The organism is Roseateles sp. P1_C1_2 (assembly GCF_056406535.1).
Genome location: NZ_JBFUAB010000005.1, coordinates 229454 through 244207 on the forward strand (window position 1 = coordinate 229454; position 14754 = coordinate 244207).

18 protein-coding genes are annotated in these 14754 nt (G+C 69.8%); 8 read left to right on the top strand and 10 right to left on the bottom strand.

Annotated elements, in window-relative coordinates:
• Positions 1 to 267 precede the first annotated feature (267 nt).
• From AC1D2H_RS06960 to AC1D2H_RS06975, 4 genes are read left to right on the top strand one after another with little or no spacing between them, the layout of a single operon-like run.
• On the top strand, positions 268 to 1437 hold the full coding sequence (locus tag AC1D2H_RS06960) for a M23 family metallopeptidase (protein ID WP_478010413.1): 1170 nt from the start codon (positions 268 to 270) through the stop codon (positions 1435 to 1437).
• Positions 1438 to 1470: 33 nt separating this feature from the next.
• Positions 1471 to 1728, top strand: coding sequence for a YkgJ family cysteine cluster protein (locus AC1D2H_RS06965; protein WP_478010414.1), 258 nt, complete (start codon positions 1471 to 1473; stop codon positions 1726 to 1728).
• Positions 1729 to 1762: 34 nt separating this feature from the next.
• On the top strand, positions 1763 to 2731 hold the full coding sequence (locus AC1D2H_RS06970; protein WP_478010415.1) for a Bug family tripartite tricarboxylate transporter substrate binding protein: 969 nt from the start codon (positions 1763 to 1765) through the stop codon (positions 2729 to 2731).
• Positions 2732 to 2776: 45 nt separating this feature from the next.
• The gene (locus AC1D2H_RS06975) at positions 2777 to 3298 is read left to right on the top strand and encodes a hypothetical protein (protein WP_478010416.1); all 522 of its coding nucleotides are present in this window, start codon (positions 2777 to 2779) and stop codon (positions 3296 to 3298) included.
• Here AC1D2H_RS06975 and AC1D2H_RS06980 read toward each other — a convergent pair.
• The 4 genes from AC1D2H_RS06980 to AC1D2H_RS06995 are packed head-to-tail and all read right to left on the bottom strand — an operon-like array spanning position 3295 to position 7237.
• Positions 3295 to 3810: a hypothetical protein gene (locus tag AC1D2H_RS06980; RefSeq protein WP_478010417.1), complete on the bottom strand. Its 516-nt coding sequence runs from the start codon at positions 3808 to 3810 to the stop codon at positions 3295 to 3297. The two genes, AC1D2H_RS06975 and AC1D2H_RS06980, sit on opposite strands and share 4 nt — an antisense overlap.
• Positions 3811 to 3822: 12 nt before the next feature.
• Positions 3823 to 4986 (bottom strand): ABC transporter permease, encoded by a 1164-nt coding sequence (locus AC1D2H_RS06985; protein ID WP_477933377.1) that lies wholly within the window; start codon positions 4984 to 4986, stop codon positions 3823 to 3825.
• A complete protein-coding gene (locus AC1D2H_RS06990; RefSeq protein WP_477933379.1) occupies positions 4983 to 5765 on the bottom strand; it encodes an ABC transporter ATP-binding protein in 783 nt (260 codons plus the stop codon). Before AC1D2H_RS06990 ends, AC1D2H_RS06985 begins: the two co-directional genes overlap by 4 nt.
• Positions 5762 to 7237, bottom strand: a complete 1476-nt coding sequence (locus AC1D2H_RS06995; protein WP_478010418.1) for an alpha/beta fold hydrolase — start codon at positions 7235 to 7237, stop codon at positions 5762 to 5764. The genes AC1D2H_RS06990 and AC1D2H_RS06995 overlap by 4 nt, the downstream gene beginning before the upstream one ends.
• Before the next feature lie 168 nt (positions 7238 to 7405).
• Here AC1D2H_RS06995 and AC1D2H_RS07000 point away from each other — a divergent pair, with 168 nt between their 5' ends.
• Together AC1D2H_RS07000 and AC1D2H_RS07005 are read left to right on the top strand one after the other, a co-directional pair.
• Positions 7406 to 7537, top strand: coding sequence for a hypothetical protein (locus AC1D2H_RS07000; RefSeq protein ID WP_477933382.1), 132 nt, complete (start codon positions 7406 to 7408; stop codon positions 7535 to 7537).
• Between the two features lie 64 nt (positions 7538 to 7601).
• Positions 7602 to 7805, top strand: a complete 204-nt coding sequence (locus AC1D2H_RS07005; protein ID WP_477933384.1) for a hypothetical protein — start codon at positions 7602 to 7604, stop codon at positions 7803 to 7805.
• Here AC1D2H_RS07005 and AC1D2H_RS07010 read toward each other — a convergent pair.
• Positions 7802 to 8815, bottom strand: a complete 1014-nt coding sequence (locus AC1D2H_RS07010) for a DUF3667 domain-containing protein (protein WP_478010419.1) — start codon at positions 8813 to 8815, stop codon at positions 7802 to 7804. The two genes, AC1D2H_RS07005 and AC1D2H_RS07010, sit on opposite strands and share 4 nt — an antisense overlap.
• Before the next feature lie 136 nt (positions 8816 to 8951).
• On the opposite strand from AC1D2H_RS07010, the gene gstA reads away from it, so the two are divergent.
• Positions 8952 to 9557, top strand: coding sequence for a glutathione transferase GstA (gstA, locus tag AC1D2H_RS07015; RefSeq protein ID WP_478010420.1), 606 nt, complete (start codon positions 8952 to 8954; stop codon positions 9555 to 9557).
• Positions 9558 to 9761: 204 nt separating this feature from the next.
• On the opposite strand, the gene AC1D2H_RS07020 is transcribed toward gstA, so the two are convergent.
• From AC1D2H_RS07020 to AC1D2H_RS07030, 3 genes are all read right to left on the bottom strand, one after another.
• On the bottom strand, positions 9762 to 11324 hold the full coding sequence (locus tag AC1D2H_RS07020; protein WP_478010421.1) for a thioredoxin family protein: 1563 nt from the start codon (positions 11322 to 11324) through the stop codon (positions 9762 to 9764).
• 72 nt (positions 11325 to 11396) lie between these two features.
• Positions 11397 to 11831: a nuclear transport factor 2 family protein gene (locus AC1D2H_RS07025; RefSeq protein ID WP_477933393.1), complete on the bottom strand. Its 435-nt coding sequence runs from the start codon at positions 11829 to 11831 to the stop codon at positions 11397 to 11399.
• Positions 11828 to 12256: a MerR family transcriptional regulator gene (locus AC1D2H_RS07030; RefSeq protein WP_477933395.1), complete on the bottom strand. Its 429-nt coding sequence runs from the start codon at positions 12254 to 12256 to the stop codon at positions 11828 to 11830. Before AC1D2H_RS07030 ends, AC1D2H_RS07025 begins: the two co-directional genes overlap by 4 nt.
• 48 nt (positions 12257 to 12304) lie before the next feature.
• On the opposite strand from AC1D2H_RS07030, the gene AC1D2H_RS07035 reads away from it, so the two are divergent.
• The gene (locus AC1D2H_RS07035; protein WP_478010422.1) at positions 12305 to 12964 is read left to right on the top strand and encodes a DNA alkylation repair protein; all 660 of its coding nucleotides are present in this window, start codon (positions 12305 to 12307) and stop codon (positions 12962 to 12964) included.
• On the opposite strand, the gene AC1D2H_RS07040 is transcribed toward AC1D2H_RS07035, so the two are convergent.
• Positions 12961 to 13347 carry a cupin domain-containing protein gene (locus AC1D2H_RS07040; RefSeq protein ID WP_478010423.1) on the bottom strand — a complete coding sequence of 129 codons (387 nt, stop codon included), beginning with the start codon at positions 13345 to 13347 and terminating at the stop codon, positions 12961 to 12963. The genes AC1D2H_RS07035 and AC1D2H_RS07040 overlap by 4 nt on opposite strands.
• Positions 13348 to 13429: 82 nt before the next feature.
• Positions 13430 to 14754 (bottom strand): phosphoethanolamine transferase (locus AC1D2H_RS07045; protein ID WP_478010424.1); only part of this gene is annotated, 1325 nt, incomplete at its 5' end.

Here is a 14754-nt window from a genome sequence, read left to right on the forward strand (position 1 = left end):
TTGCCGGTCAATCCGGCAGGCATCGCCGTCCCCTCGGGGGACCGGCCAAGGTAGTCTTTGGACGAGGGGCGTCGAGCCATCGGGCAAACCCGGAATTTTAAAGAGTGGCTGTGGATAAGTCATCCCATACGGCCTTGGTACGCGGGCGCACATGCCGCAATCGGCGCAATCCGAACGCTTGAAGCCCCAGGGAATGCAGATGGTCGCGCCGCACAGGTGCTGCCGGGCGCCGGTACCCACAATGCGGCACCGTCTTGAAAGGACCCCATGCTTCCTCGCCATGTGTTTTTGTCGGCCTGCCTGGCCGCATGCTGCAGCCTTCCGGCCTGGTCACAAGCCCTGTCGGTGCGCTTCTATCCGGCGCAGGGCGTGCATGCCTACGCCATCGATTCGGTGCGCGGCGTCCAGGGGGTGCTGGTGCAGAACATCGCCATCGCCAACGACGGCAGCGTGCCCGTCACGCTGGATTCGGTGACGCTGGCCGTGAAAGGCCCCGGCACGCCGACCGACTCCCGGCTGCTGGAAGCCGCGGACCTGGCCAAGAGCGCCGCCCGCGGCAAGCAGATGGGCGACGCCGGCCTGATCGACCAGCTCGGCTTCCAGTTCGGCGGCGCCGCGCTGCTGGGCCCCAAGCCGGTCTTCGCGGCCTCGGCGACGCTGGCTCCCGGCGAGACGCTGATGCTGGTGCAGCAGTTCCTGAGCTACCGCGGCAAGCGGCCGGCCGTGACGGTGCAGGTCGCGGGCCACGACGCCAGTCAGCAGGCGGTCAGCGCCGTCGCCTCGCTGCCCATCCTCAGCGGCGCCAAGAACAGCTACCGCTTTCCGCTCGCGGGCACCTGGTTCATCGGCGCCGGCCCGAGCGCCCACTCCCACCATCGCTGGGTGGTGCCGCAGGAATTCGCCCTCGACATCGCGCGCATCGGTGCGGGCGGGCTGAGTTATCGCGGCAAGGGCAGCCGGCTGGCGGACTACTTCGCATATGGCGCGCCCGTGCTGGCGGCCGCCGACGGCATCGTGCGGGTCGCGCGCCAGGATGTGCCTGAGTCCGTGGACGACCTGCGGCGCCCGGGCGAGGAGCAGAGCGCCTATCTGAAGCGCGTCGGCGAGCTGCAGGACAAGCGCATGGCCCAGGGCGAGGACGCCCTCATCGGCAACTATGTGCTGATCGAACACGCCCAAGGCGAGTCCACCGTGTATGCCCACCTCAAGACGGCCAGCGTGCGCGTCAAGGTCGGCGACACCGTGCGTGCCGGGCAGGTCATCGGTTCGCTGGGCAGCAGTGGCAACTCCACCGAGCCGCATCTGCACTTCCATGTCTGCGACCGGCCCCTGGCGCTGCGCTGCGCGGGCGTGCCCGCGAGCTTCGCGAACATCGAGCTGCCTTATGTGGATCAGTTGCGCGAGCTGCAGTCCGGCGACATCGTCGTCAGCAAGTAACCCCGGGCCTGGCAGGCAAAATCGCGGCTACCCATGGAATGCCGCTCCCGCTGCGCCGCCTGCTGCATCGCGCCCTCGATCAGCTCGCCCATCCCCGGCCACCCGAATGGCAAGCCGGCGGGTGTGCGCTGCGTGCAGCTCGATGAGGAACTCCGCTGCCGCATTTTTGGGCAGCCCGAGCGCCCGGCTGTCTGCGGCTCCCTGCCGCCGCATGAGGAGATGTGTGGCGAGAACCGCGAGCAAGCCATGCGCTGGCTGGGTTGGATGGAGCAGGAAACGGCGCCCGGATAGAGTCGGCCCACGCTGACTTCTTCACCGCGCCGCCATGACCGATCTGCAACGCCGCCTGCTGCTGTTGTCCTCCGCCGGTCTGGCCCTGCCCAGCTTGGCCGAGACCCCCTGGCCCAGCCGTGCCATCCGCCTGCTCGTGCCCTTCGCGCCGGGGGGCAGCAGCGAGATCGTCGCGCGCACCGTCGCGGCCGAGCTGACCAAGTCGCTGGGCCAGACCATGTATGTCGAGAACAAGCCCGGTGGCGCCGGCAATGTGGCCATGGCCGAGGTGGCCCGCGCGGAGGACCAGCACACGCTGGTGCTGGGCCATATCGGCACGCTGGCCGTGAACCCCTATATCTTCGACAAGCTGCCCTACGACCCGGTCAAGGACTTCCGGCCCGTCACGCTGCTGGCCAAGGTGCCCAGCCTCTACGTCGTCCACGCCGACGTGCCCGCCAGGACGCTGCAGGAGTTCGTCGCCTATGCCCGCAAGCGCCCGGGCCAGCTGAACTACGGCTCGGCCGGCAACGGCAGCGCCGGTCACCTGGCGATGGAATACCTGAAGATGGCGGCCAATATCTTCATGCTGCATGTGCCCTACCGCGGCACCGGCCCGCAGCTGACCGACCTGCTGGGCGGGCGACTGGAGGCCGCGGCCGTCGGGGCGCCGGCCGTGCTGCAGTTCATCAAGGCCGGCAAGCTGCGCTGCCTGGCCACGGGTTCGCGCGAGCGCCTGCCCCAGCTGCCCGACGTGCCCACGGTGGCCGAGCAGGGCTTCCCCGGTTTCGAGATGACGCAGTGGTATGGCCTGCTGGCACCGTCCAGCATGGCGCAGGCCTCGGTCGACAAGCTCGCCGTGGAAGCGGCCAAGGCGATCCGCTCGGTGAGCTCCAAGGATCGCCTGAGCGCCGACTCCGCCGAGGCTGTCGGCAACACGCCGGCCCAGTTCGCGGCCTTCATCGCCCAGGAACAACAGCGCTGGAAGCCGGTCCTCCTGCGGGCCAAGGTCAAGCCGGATTGAGCGTCAGCGCGGCCTCGCGGCGCTGAGCGTTTACGCTTCGCGCCCATGACACCCCAGGACACCCCGCCTCCCACCGACAGCCTGCTGGCCCGTCTGGCCGAGGAACGTGCTGCCTTTGCCGACGCCTACACGCTGAAGTTCCCGCGCGCCGTGACGCTGGCCGAGTTCGTCGAGGCCTTCTACACGACGCGCCTGTTCAAGGTGGAGCGCGCCCTGATCGCGCTGCTGGGCAAGCCCTCCAGCGACGCGATGGCGCGCGCCGTGGCCCGTGGCGAAGGTGAGCGCCTGGCGGTCTGGACCGTCGCGGCGCGCAGGCCCGACGAGCTGCTGATGCACGAGGACAGCGGCGCGACGCGCTCCTGGTTCAAGGTCGAGGCCGCTGAGGCCGCTGAGGCCGCTGAGGCCGGTACGGCTGGCAGCACGCTGTGGTTCGGATCGGCCGTCGTGCCGCGCCGGCGTGAGCCTGGCGGCGCGCCGCGCCTGGGCTGGGTCTTTCACGCCCTGCTGGGCTTTCACCGCTGGTACTCGCGCGCGCTGCTCAAGGCCGCCGCTCGGCGGTTGGGTTAGGGCTCGATGCCGGGGCCGCTGATCTTCTCGGTCACGGCCTGCCCCGTCACCGGGTCCTCGATCCAGACTTCGCAGACCTTGGCGGCGATGCGGCCGCCGACGATGTAGCGCTTGCCCTCCTGGGGCGTGAAGCTGACCTCGCCGACCGTGCGGCAGGTCGCGTTCGACATCGCCAGCATCGGCGAGGCGTATTGCGTCGTCGCCTGCAGCCGCAGCCGGGCCGGGCGCAGCGGCAGCTCGTTGGTCAGCGCCACCGGCGCCACCGTCATGCCGCTGCCCTGGCCGGCGCGCGTGGTGGCCATGCTGCTGCTGGACAGGCGGCGGTCGTCCACCTGCGTCATCTCGAAGACGTGCAGCCGCTGGGCGCTGATGGCCACCACCTGGTCGGCAACGTTCACCGTGGGGCCGGTGTAGTCCGGCGGCGTGGCGGCTTCGAAGGCGGTGAAGCTCTTGAAGCTGGTGCAGCCGGCCAGCAGCAGAACCAGGGCAGACGTGGAGAGGATGCGATTCATGGGCCGCRCAGCTTAGCGCGCCACGGCGGCCCGCATCGAACGCGCCACGTAAAGCAATGCGACTGCCGCGAGCGCGAAGCCGACGATGACGCCGGGCATCACCTGGCTCCAACGCAGCGCCTCACCCTTCAACACCGCCATCATCAGCGTGTTCTGGGCAAGACCTGGCACCCAGTAGTACCAGGCCGCCTCGCCGCCTGGATTGAACATGCTGACCATGGGCATCAGCGTGATGGCCGTGATGACCAGGGTGCTGCCGGCCTGGGCTTCCTTGAAGGTCTTGGAGCGGATGGCCAGGGCCATCAGCAGCGCCGACAAGCCGGCCGCGAGCGGGATCTGCAGCAGCCAGAAGGCCAGCACCTCGCCGCCGCCGAAGCTGAACTGCGCCTGCAGCACATCGCTCTTCAGCAGCCACTGCGCGGGCACGAAGCTCAGCGACGACAGCAGCGCCACGGCCATGCCCATCAGCGCGACGGCAGCCCATTTGCCGGCCACGATGGCACCGTGCGGCGCGGGGTTCATCAGCAGCGGCTCGAGCGAACCGCGCTCGCGTTCGCCGGCCGTGCTGTCCAGGGCCGAGGTCAGGGCGCCGTAGAGCACGGCCATGATGATGAACATCGGGATGATGCTGGTGAAGCGCGCGGCACGGGCCTGGGCGCTGGCGAGGTCGCGCTCCTGCACGTCGACGGGCTCGAGCAGTTCGGTGGACACGCCGCGCATCGCCAGGTTGAGCATGGCGCGCTCGCGGTTGAAGCCGCCCAGCAGGCGCGCGATCTGCCCGACGCCGGCGTTGGCGCGCTGGTTGGCGCTGTCGCTGACGATCTCCACCGTCGGCGCCTCGCCGGCCAGCAGCTTGGCTTCGAAGTCCTTGGGCACGACCAGCACCGGTTCCAGCAGCGTCGTGGCACGCAAGCCCACCTCGTAGTCGGCCGGCGCGGCCTTGACGGTGTAGGTCTGGCGTTCGATGTAGTTCTTCAGCGTCGGCGCCGCCTCGATGTTGACGGCCAGGATCTCGCGCTTGTCGGCGCGTTCCTCCAGCGAGGCGATGAGGCCGGACAGGGCCATCAGCAGCAGCGGGCCCATCAGCACGGCGGGGATCATGAGGCGCAGCAGCGTGCGGCGGTCGCGCAGCGCGTCGCTGAGCTCTTTGACGAAAACGATCAGGCCTTGTTTCACGCAGCCACCTCTTCCGGAAATGCGAGCTTGACGAAGGCGTCCTCGAAACGGGATTCACCGGCCTGTTCCAGCAGGCCCGGCACGCTGCCGTGGGCGACGCTGCGGCCCTTGGAGACGATGATGACCTCGTCGCAGAGCTGCTCCACCTCCTGCATGATGTGCGTCGAGAAGACGATGCATTTGCTGCCGCCCGCGGGGCTCTTGAGCCAGCGCAGGGCCTCGCGCAGCGCACGCGTGGCCAGCACGTCCAGGCCGTTGGTGGGCTCGTCCAGCACGATGTTGGCCGGGTCGTGCACGAGGGCGCGGGCCAAAGCGGTCTTCATGCGCTCGCCCTGGCTGAAGCCGTCGGCGCGGCGGTCCAGGATGCTGCCCATGTCGAGCAGCTTGGCCAGCTCCTCGGCGCGAGCGTTGGCGGCGTCGGGGCTCATGCCTTGCAGGCGGCCGTAGTAGACGATGTTCTCGCGTGCCGACAGCCGCGGGTAGAGGCCGTGGGCATCGCCCAGGATGCCCATGCGGCCCAGGGCCTTCAGCGGTGCGTCCTTCACGGCAATGCCGTCGACGCTGATCTGGCCCGCATCGGGCGGGAACAGGCCGGCCAGCATGCGCAGCGTCGTCGTCTTGCCGGCGCCGTTGGCGCCCAGCAGGCCGGTGATGCGGCCGTTGGCGGCCTTCACGCTGACGCCCTGCACCGCGTGCACGACGCGCTTGGCGCCGCGCTTGAACAGGCTGCCGCCGCTCTGGGCGACGAACTGCTTGTGAACGTCCTGGATGTCGATCATTTCGCTGCCCCTTCTTGCGTGGACTGGATGGGTTGGAAGGCGACGGGGCGCGGGATGCGGGTGGCGCAGGCGGCGTCCTGGGGCAGGGCGGCCGTGTCGGCCTTGGCGTCGATGAAGCGGAACATCAGGTCGCGCACGCAGCCGACGGCCATGACGCCATGGCCGGCTTCGGCGACGACGACATGCTGCACGCGCTCCGGATGGCCGGCGCCCAGGGCCTGGGCGACATGCTCGCCATGGCGCGGCGGCGTGGCCGGGTCGGCGCCGCCGCTCAGCACGAGGACGGGGCTGGGCGCGGGCGGCATCTTGTAGAAGTCCGGCGCCACGTCACCACGGGGCCAGGTCTTGCAGACGCGGGCATACATCTCGGTGTCCACCGTGCGGAAGTCGGCGCCCGGTGCGTCCTTGGATTCGCCGATGCGGGGGGCGTCCTCGGCGCACATGACCGAGAAATGCATGCCCATCGCCAGCCGCATCGACGGACTGGAGCCGAAGGCCGTCGTCAGGCCGAAGAGGGGAGCGAAGTTGCCGTCGCTGGCCGCCGCGTGGATGGCCGCGGGCAGGGCGGCGGCCAGGGCCGGCTGGTAGAGCGGGCCGCGCACCGAACGCATGACGAGGTCGCGGTCGACGCTGAAGCGCTCCAGCACGCCGGTCAGCGGCTGCTGCACGGCGACGGGGCGTGGCAGCGAGGCCAGCAGCTTCTGCCAGTCCGCGCGCAGCTCGGGATGGGTCTTGGCGTGGGCTGCGAACAGCTTGTCCAGCGCCGCCTGGCCGTCGGTGGAGAAGCTGGCCGGCAGGATCATGTCCGGCGGCGCGACGCCGTCGATGACGGTGCGGCGCACCTTGGTCGGGAACTGGCGCAGGTATTCCACCGCGGCGCGCGTGCCGTAGCTGGCGCCGACGAGATTCCACTGCGGCACGCCGAGCTGCTCGCGCACGGCGTCCATGTCCTGCATGGCAATCGTGGTCGTGAAGAAGCGCAGGCCACCGTCCTTGCCGTAGGGCAGCTTTTCGAGTCCGATGCGGCATTCTTCGATGCGCCGCATCTGCGCGCCCGGCTCGAGCTGCTCGGCGACGGAGAGCTTGCTGTCGTCCGGGCAGTCCAGCGGTGCGGACTTGCCGGTGCCGCGCTGGTCGATGAAGACCAGGTCGCGGCGGTTGTTCAGCCTTGACAGGCGCGGCAGCACGCGCGAGGCCACCTTGATGGCGCTCTGGCCAGGGCCGCCGGCCAGCAGCAGCACGGCGTCGGGCTGCTTGTTGCGGGCCAGTGCCGGCACGACGAGGTAGTGGATGTCGACCTTGACGCCGTCCGGCCGCGCCGGGTCCAGCGGGCGCTGCAGGCTGCCGCATTGCAGCTCGGTGGGAATGCCGTCGATGCGGCAGGGCTTGAGCGGCGCGGCCGCATGAGCCAGCGGCGCGGCAAGCGCCAGAGCGGCGGCGAGCGCACAGGCGCGCCGGGCAGGGAAGGGCATGGCAGGGCTCCAGGGATCGGATGGCCGCCAGTATCCGGGCCGCCAGGCCTGCCCCCGCGTTGGGGATGACGGTTGGCAGTTCCATGAGCTGAATGGCGCCTGACGCGGGATGAATGGCAGCGTATGCTGGGTCGCCCTTCAGCCAGCCACCGTCCCCGGGAGCCAGCCATGACCCTTTGCCCCATCGCCATCGTCGCCGGCTGCGCCAAGTGCCCGGCCTTCAAGGTCTGCCCGCTGAAGACCGTCATCGGCGATGCGCCCAAGGTGTCCCCGGCCCAGCCTGCCAAGCCCCGCAAGTAGCAGCGTCGGGCGCACTCGACCAAAATAGGCTCTGCGGCACTCGCGCCGCGAAGAAAGGCTGAGCGTGCAGACACTCGACGAGATGCGTGACCGCTGCCTGCTGACTCACGAACAGCATGCCGAGATCGGTGCCTGGGTCAGCCAGGCGCGCACCCCCGAGGCCATCCTGGCCATGCCCGAGGGGCTGTGGCGCACGCTGGAACTGGCCAGCGTGCTGATGGACGTGGACGCCGACCTGCGGCGCGAGCCGCTGCTGTCGGAGCTCTAGCCCGCCGCCAGGGCCCCGGCCATCGTCAGGAGGACGAGGCCCAGCGTGATGATGACCCAGTGCAGCACCGCCAGCAGCGCGGCGCGCAGCACCGTCGTCCACCAGCTGGCCGCGTGCACCCGCTTCAGCGCCAGCACCGGGTAGACGTTGGACCAGGCCCAGACGGCAAAGGCCACGACGCCCCAGGGCAGCAGCACCGCCAGCAGCAGCATGCCGTACCAGGCTGCGTGCAGATGCATGGCGAAGACGAAGTGGGCGCCATAGGGCTGGCGCCAGAACAGCAGCTTGAGCAGGCCGGCAAAGAAGGGCAGGGAGCACAGCACCGCATAGGGCGCCAGGCCCAGCATGGTGGCGCCCATGGCGCTCATGGACCCCTGGGGGTCGGCACGCCAATGGTCTTCGGCACGATGCATGCGGTCCTGCATGCCCTGGGGCAGCTGCGAGGCCAGTTCGGGGTTGAGGATGTTCGCGTCCCTGCTGCGCTCGACCACCTTCTTCTTGGTCTTGGCGATCTTGGCGGCAGCGCCTGATGCCGCTGACGCCGCCTGGGGCACGACCTGGGCGACCTCGTCGTCATCGTCCAGGAAACCCTGCGTGCTGCCGGGCATCAGCTTCAGCGCCAGGAAGAACAGCAGGCCCAGCGTCAACAGCAGGCGCAGCGGCAGCACATAGCGCTGCTTGCGGCCGGCCAGGTATTCGCGCGTCAGGAAGCCGGGCCTGGCCATCAGGCCCCACAGGCTCTTCCACAGCGTGCCTTCGACGGCGATGTAGTGGCTGATGAACTCGTGCGCGAACTCCATCAGCGACGGCGGGTGGTTGGCCGTGTCCTGGCCGCACAGGCTGCAGAAGCGCGCGTTCATCGCCAGCGTGGCGCCGCAGTTCAGGCAATCACCGCTGGCGCCGTGACCGTGACCGGTCTGGCCGCCGCTGAGCGCCAGGCCAGCCAGGTCGGCCGAGGCCACCACGGCGGCGGTGCCGCCAGCCAGGCCGCTCAAGCCTGCGTCATCCATGTTCCGTCCCTCCGCGGCATTGTGTCCGGCAGCCCTCGCGCCGCCGGGGCCGAAGTGTGCCGCAGCTGGCGCTCGCCGCTCCGAGCGGGCATGGCATTTGCCGCTTCTGACCCTCAGCTACCAGGAGACATCCGCCATGAAGCTCTATTTCAGCCCCGGTGCCTGTTCGCAATGCCCGCACATCGTGTTGCACGAAGCAGGCCTCGCCCACGAAGCCGTGCAGGTCAACCTGAAAACCCATCAGCTCGCCGACGGCAGCGACTACTACGCCATCAACCCGCGGGGCTATGTGCCGCTGCTGGAGCTGGACGACGGGCAGCGCATCACCGAGAACGCCGCCCTCGTGCAGTACATCGCCGACCTGGCGCCCGCCAAGGGCCTGCTGCCGCCGGCCGGCACGCTGGCGCGCACGCGGGTGCAGGAGTGGCTGGCCTTTGTCGGCAGCGAATTGCACAAGGGCTTCGGGCCGCTGTTCAACCCGGCCGTGCCTGACGAGGTGAAAGCTCTCTTCAAAAAGAAGCTCGTGGAACGCTTCACGTGGGTGGACGGTCAGCTTTCGGGCAAGTCCTACCTCATGGGCGAGAGCTTCACGGTGGCCGACGCCTATCTGTTCGTCATCACCGGCTGGTCCGGCCGCATGGGTGTGGACATCGCGGGCCTGGAAAACCTGGCCGCCCACCAGGCGCGCATGCAGCAGCGCCCGGCCGTGCAGGCCGCGCTGGAGATGGAACAGGCTCAGTGATCTTGCGGGCCGAGCGCCGGGCCGCTCCCTAGCCGGCCCGCCTTGGGCGATGTGCCGGCGGCTCAATGCCGCAGGCATCGCCGTCCCCTCGGGGGCTGAGGCCGGACACGGCAAGTCCTGTGGACTTGTCGTGCCTGCCGAAGCGCTGAGGCCGCTGGCTGCAGCGCGGTCCCGGCCAAGGTACTCCTTGGACGAGGGGCTGCTTCAGGCCTTGGCTGGTTTCATCAGGCCGGCACAGGCCGACTTGGCCTTGGCGTCGCTGCCGTCCAGCTTGCCGCAGACGCCGTCGAGCTGGGCCTTGAGGCGGCCGACAACGGCGGCCTGCGTCGGGCCCTGGTTCCAGGTGGTCAGCAGGCTGCCGACCTTTTTCAGCGAACGCTCGCTGCGTTCGTAGAAGGCACCGGGGTCCTTGTCCGCCTCGCTGAACAGCTGGGCGGCGGCCTTCTCGATGCGCGGGGCGTCCTCGGGCGACAGCTCCACCAGCGCGGTCAGATAGGTGGTGCCCCATTGCAGGCGCGTGGCCGGGCCTTCGCTCTTGTTGAAGGCCTCCTCGTACCAGCGCAGCGCGTCGGCTCGTCTGCCTTGCTTCTTCGCGTTGCTGCCGAGCTGACTCATCAGGTAGTAGGGCGAGTGGCTGCGCGCCAGGGCCGATTTCAGCAGCTCGTCGCTGTCCTTCCACAGCCCGGCGCGGCCCAGCAGATGGGCGGCCTCGGTGACGACGGCCTGGCGCTCGTAGCCATCGGTGATCTCGCGGTTGGCCTTGGCGGCCTGCTCGCGGGCTTCGGTCAGCAGGGCAGCGGGGATGTTCTTGGGGTTGGGGGCGTCCTTGGGCGAATCCAGGCGCGCCAGGTCGATGCGGCCCTGCAGCGCGTTCAGGCGGTCGGCGCGGGACAGCGTCGTGTCTTCGTTGAGGCGCTTCAGCGCGGCGTCGAATTCGGCGACCAGGGCAAGGCGCGCCTCGCCGGGCTGCGGCGCGAAAGCCTTGACCAGGTCGGGCGCCTCGTTGGTCAGCACGTCCATCTGGGCGTGGGACTGGGCGGCGTCGCCGAGCACGGCGCGCAGGCGCGGCAAACCTGTTGAAATTTGGGCCGGGTCGGCCGCCTTGCCCTCGGCCATCGCGCCGACCGACTTCAGCCACAGCCGCGTCGTCGTTTCGGCATCCACGCCCTCGCTGGCCTTGGCCAGCTGGGCCAGCGTGGCCGGGCGCTCGGCTACCGGCAGCAGTTGCTGCTCGTCGGTCTCCCAACCGTAGAAGCCCAGCAGCCGCCATTCGTTGGCGGCGAGCTTCTTGCCGGCCTTGGCGTCGGCCAGCACGGCCTTCACGGGGCGGCCGCTGGACAGGCCCAGCTGCAGCACCTTCATGACCTGGGCCGCATCGGCCTCGCCGGGCAGGCGGGTGATCTCGCTGCCGGCCGGGTTGAACAGGATCATGGTCGGGTAGCCGCGCACCTTGAAGCGCGTGCCCAGCTTCTGCGCGCCGGGCGCGTCGCCGTCGATGCCCACGGCCACGAAGGCCTTGCTCTGCTCGATGAAGTCCGCGCGGTTGAACAGCGTGGCCTTGAGCTGGTTGCAGGGCGGGCACCACTTGGCGCCCCAGTACAGCAGCACCGGCTTCTTCTCGGCCTTGGCCTGCACGAAGTAGCGGTCGATGTCGGCGTCGGCCGCGGCGGCCTGCCAGGAGACGCCCGGGCCGGTGACGGCGTGGGCAGGGGCGCAGCTCAGGGTCAGGGCAAGCGCAAGCGTCGAGAAGAGGGGTAGCAGCTTCATGGCAGGCGACGAAATGGGGTGGCGCAATTGTCCTAGGCTTTGCGCCGCGTCACGCGCGTTCGCCGAATAGGCTTATGAGCCGGCCGCATGAGCTGCCATCTCGGGCGCGCCGAGCACGCGGCAGGCGAGGTCGGTGTCCATGTACTCGGTGACCGAGCGCAGCCGCCCGTCAGCCACCCGGTAGACCATGCAGTAGTGGTTGTCATAGGCCTCGCCGGCGGTGGTCTGCACCTCGCCGCGACATTGCACGACGACGGTGTCGCCCTCGGCGATGAAGTGTTCGGCGCGATTGCGGTAGCGCGTCGCGAAGCGCTGGAACAGCGGCGCAAGCAGATCGCGCTGTACGGCCTCGCGGCCCAGCCAGCTGCGCGACCAGGCCGAGTGGCCGGCGATGGTCCAGCTGAAGTCCTCGGCCATGGCCTCGCGGAAAGGCCGGCCGTCGCCGTCCGCCAGGGCGGCGTAGATGGATTGCAGCAGGGCCTTGTTGGTCTCGGTGGCGGTGTTCATGTCGGTCTCCTGGGGTTGAGCGGGTCGCGTTCCGGGCGTTGGCCGGTGGCGATCCAGTCGTCATAGAAATCCAGCTTCTGGTCCAGCGCGCCCAGCGCCTCCTGCCAGCGCGTGATCGTGGCCAGCACCTCGGCACGGTGGGCGGCCAGCATGTCGCGGCGCGCGCCCAGGCTCTTGCGGCCCTGGGTGACCAGTTCGGTGTAGCGGCGCATCTCCGCGATGGACATGCCGGTGATGCGCAGCCTCTCCATCAATTCGAGCCAGGCGACATGCTGCTCGCGGTAGCGCCGGCGGCCGCCGGCGTCGCGCGCCACGCCGGGCACCAGGCCCTGGGCCTCGTACCAGCGAATCGCGTGGACGGACTTGCCGCAGCGCGCGGCCAGCGCGCCGATCAGCAGCAGGGGAGGGTCGGCCAGGGCTGTCATGGGGCCATTGGACGACCTAGAGTGCGCTCTAAGTCAAGCGCCATCTTCATGAGCACCTCCCGACTCGACCTTGCCCTGCAACGCCTGCATGCCGCGGCCCGCCCCGAGGCGCTGGAGGCCATGGCCCGCTTCGGCCTGACCGGCGACGCCCGCCTGGGCCTGGCCGTGCCGACGCTGCGGGCGCTGGCCCGCGAGTTCAAGCGCGACCACGAGCTGGCCCTGGCGCTGTGGGACAGGGGCATTCCCGATGCGCAGATGCTGGCCGGCATGGTGGCCGAGCCAGCCCAACTGACGGTGAAGCAGATGGACCACTGGGTCGCCGGCATGCGGGCCTGGGACGTCTGCGACCAGGCCTGCACCAATGCCTTCGTGAAGAGCCCTCTGGCCTGGGAGGCGATTCCGCGCTGGGCGGCGCGCGAGGCCGAGTTCGAGAAGCGCGCCGGCTTCGCGCTGCTGGCCGTGGCCGCCGTGCACCAGAAGACGCGGCCCGACGCCGACTTCATCGCCCGCCTGCCGCTCATCGAAGCCGCCGCCGACGACGAGCGCAACTTCGTCAAGAAGGCCGTCAACTGGGCGCTGCGGCAGATCGGCAAGCGCAGCCCGGCACTGCGTGAGCCTGCGCTCACTGTGGCGGAGCGCCTGTGCCAGCGTGAGGAGAAATCGGCGCGCTGGATAGGCAGCGACGCGCGCCGGGAGCTGAGCCGCTAGACCTGGCCCAGCTGCGCCTCGATGGAGCGCGTCTTCTCGTTCGGCGTGTCGCCGCTGTGCAGCGTCGTCTTGCGCTCCACCAGCATCAGCAGGCACTCCTCTTCGGCCACGGAGCAATGCTCCACGCCGCGCGGCACGACGAACATCTGGCCCGCCTCCAGCGTGACCGCGCCGTCGCGCATCTCGATGCGCAGCCGGCCGCGCAGGATGTGGAAGAGCTCGTCCTCGTCGGGGTGGCGGTGCCAGCCGAAAGTCCCCTGCACCTTGGCGACCTTGACGTAGTTGTCGTCGAAGGCGCCGACGACGCGCGGCGACCAGAACTCGGTCAGGCTGGCGGCGACGTCGACGGGGCTGATCGCGGCGATGGAGGCGGTGGCGGTCATGGCGGTTCCTCGGGTGGGATGCGTCAGCCTAGCCGATCCGCGTTGGCAAACGATAAATCGACTCTGACCCCAGTTTCAGAGCTCAGCGCATGTCTTCGTAGTTCCAGCCGGGGCCGTCGATCTGGCGCAGGCGGCGGGGGCGTGGGCGCCAGTCCGGCGAGCGCAGGCTTTCGGCGGGCGAAATGCCGTTGGCGTCGACGCCGGCCAGGTCCAGCAGCGTGGGCATCAGGTCGGGGTGGCTGATGGGCGCCTTGCTGTGGACCCGCAGCGGCGCGAGGGCCTCGGGCCAGCGCCGGCGGTAGGCCTCGTTGGCCCAGAAGAACAAGGGCACCGTCGTGTCCGCCTTGGACGGATCGGTCAGCGCGTGCATGAAGCGCTGGCGCTCGTCGTCGAAGAGGTTTTCGCCATGGTCCGAGGTGAAGACCAGCAGGGCCGGCGTGGGGTCGGCACGCAGCGCGGCGATGGTGCGCATCAGGAAACGGTCCAGCACGACCAACGTGTTGTCGTAGGAATTGATGGCCTCGGCCTTGTGGCCCGGGCTTGGCCAGCCGTTGACGCCGGCGTCGGCCAGCGTGGGCGTGAAGCGTCGCGCCTGGGCGTCGTAGCGCTCTTCGTAGGGGAAATGGCTGCCGATCATGTGCAGCACGATGAACTGGCGCGGCCCGGCCTGGCGCAGCAGTGCCTCGAACGGTGGCAGCAGCGCGGCGTCCATGCGCAGATGGAAGTCGTAGTCGCCGCGCGCGAAGTCGGCCACGTCGGCGTCGCTGATCAGGTCCGAGTTCTCCTGGTTGGACAGCCAGGCCGCGTGGTACCCGCCCTCGCGCAGCGTGCTCACGACGCTGGCTCGACCGTGGTCGCCGAAGGGCCGGCCGACGATGCCGGGCACGGCGACACCGGTCCAGTGCGCCGTCGAGGCGACGTCGTGGAACAGCAGCAGCTCGTCGCGCAGCGCGGACAGGCCGGGCGTCGTGTCTCGCCCATAGCCATAGATGCCCAGGTGATCGGGCCGAACGGACTCGCCGATGACCAGCACCAGGTGCAGAGCCTCTTCGGCCGAGCCGGGGCGGGCACGGCCGTTCAGCGAGACGGTCGGCTTCTCACGCCCGGCCTGCTCCAGCACGCGTTGCAGGCTGGACGCGAGGTTCAGCGGAAACACCCGGTCGGCCGTGGTCCGCTCGAAGAACGCCGGCAGGCTCAGTTGCTGCGGGAAGGCCTGCCGCATTCCCAGCGACAGGCAGGCCACGCCGAGCAGGCCAGCCAGCCAGCCCTTGCGGCCCGCCAGACGCCAGCGCCCGTCGACGCGCCAGGCCAGCAGCGGGTAGGCCAGCGCGATGGCCGCCCACAGCCACACCCAGGCGCCGAAGCCGCGCACCACCTCCAGGCTGCGCGCCGGCGCCGTGTGCAGCG

Coding starts and splice junctions, on each gene's coding strand:
- gstA (WP_478010420.1), top strand. CDS start 8,952: ATGAAGCTCTATTTCAGCCCCGGTGCCTGTTCGCAATGCCCGCACATC.
- AC1D2H_RS07040 (WP_478010423.1), bottom strand. CDS start 13,347: ATGACCGCCACCGCCTCCATCGCCGCGATCAGCCCCGTCGACGTCGCC.
- AC1D2H_RS06990 (WP_477933379.1), bottom strand. CDS start 5,765: ATGATCGACATCCAGGACGTTCACAAGCAGTTCGTCGCCCAGAGCGGC.
- AC1D2H_RS07000 (WP_477933382.1), top strand. CDS start 7,406: ATGACCCTTTGCCCCATCGCCATCGTCGCCGGCTGCGCCAAGTGCCCG.
- AC1D2H_RS06970 (WP_478010415.1), top strand. CDS start 1,763: ATGACCGATCTGCAACGCCGCCTGCTGCTGTTGTCCTCCGCCGGTCTG.
- AC1D2H_RS07035 (WP_478010422.1), top strand. CDS start 12,305: ATGAGCACCTCCCGACTCGACCTTGCCCTGCAACGCCTGCATGCCGCG.
- AC1D2H_RS07030 (WP_477933395.1), bottom strand. CDS start 12,256: ATGACAGCCCTGGCCGACCCTCCCCTGCTGCTGATCGGCGCGCTGGCC.
- AC1D2H_RS07010 (WP_478010419.1), bottom strand. CDS start 8,815: ATGGATGACGCAGGCTTGAGCGGCCTGGCTGGCGGCACCGCCGCCGTG.
- AC1D2H_RS06965 (WP_478010414.1), top strand. CDS start 1,471: ATGGAATGCCGCTCCCGCTGCGCCGCCTGCTGCATCGCGCCCTCGATC.
- AC1D2H_RS07025 (WP_477933393.1), bottom strand. CDS start 11,831: ATGAACACCGCCACCGAGACCAACAAGGCCCTGCTGCAATCCATCTAC.
- AC1D2H_RS07020 (WP_478010421.1), bottom strand. CDS start 11,324: ATGAAGCTGCTACCCCTCTTCTCGACGCTTGCGCTTGCCCTGACCCTG.
- AC1D2H_RS06960 (WP_478010413.1), top strand. CDS start 268: ATGCTTCCTCGCCATGTGTTTTTGTCGGCCTGCCTGGCCGCATGCTGC.
- AC1D2H_RS06995 (WP_478010418.1), bottom strand. CDS start 7,237: ATGCCCTTCCCTGCCCGGCGCGCCTGTGCGCTCGCCGCCGCTCTGGCG.
- AC1D2H_RS06975 (WP_478010416.1), top strand. CDS start 2,777: ATGACACCCCAGGACACCCCGCCTCCCACCGACAGCCTGCTGGCCCGT.
- AC1D2H_RS06980 (WP_478010417.1), bottom strand. CDS start 3,810: ATGAATCGCATCCTCTCCACGTCTGCCCTGGTTCTGCTGCTGGCCGGC.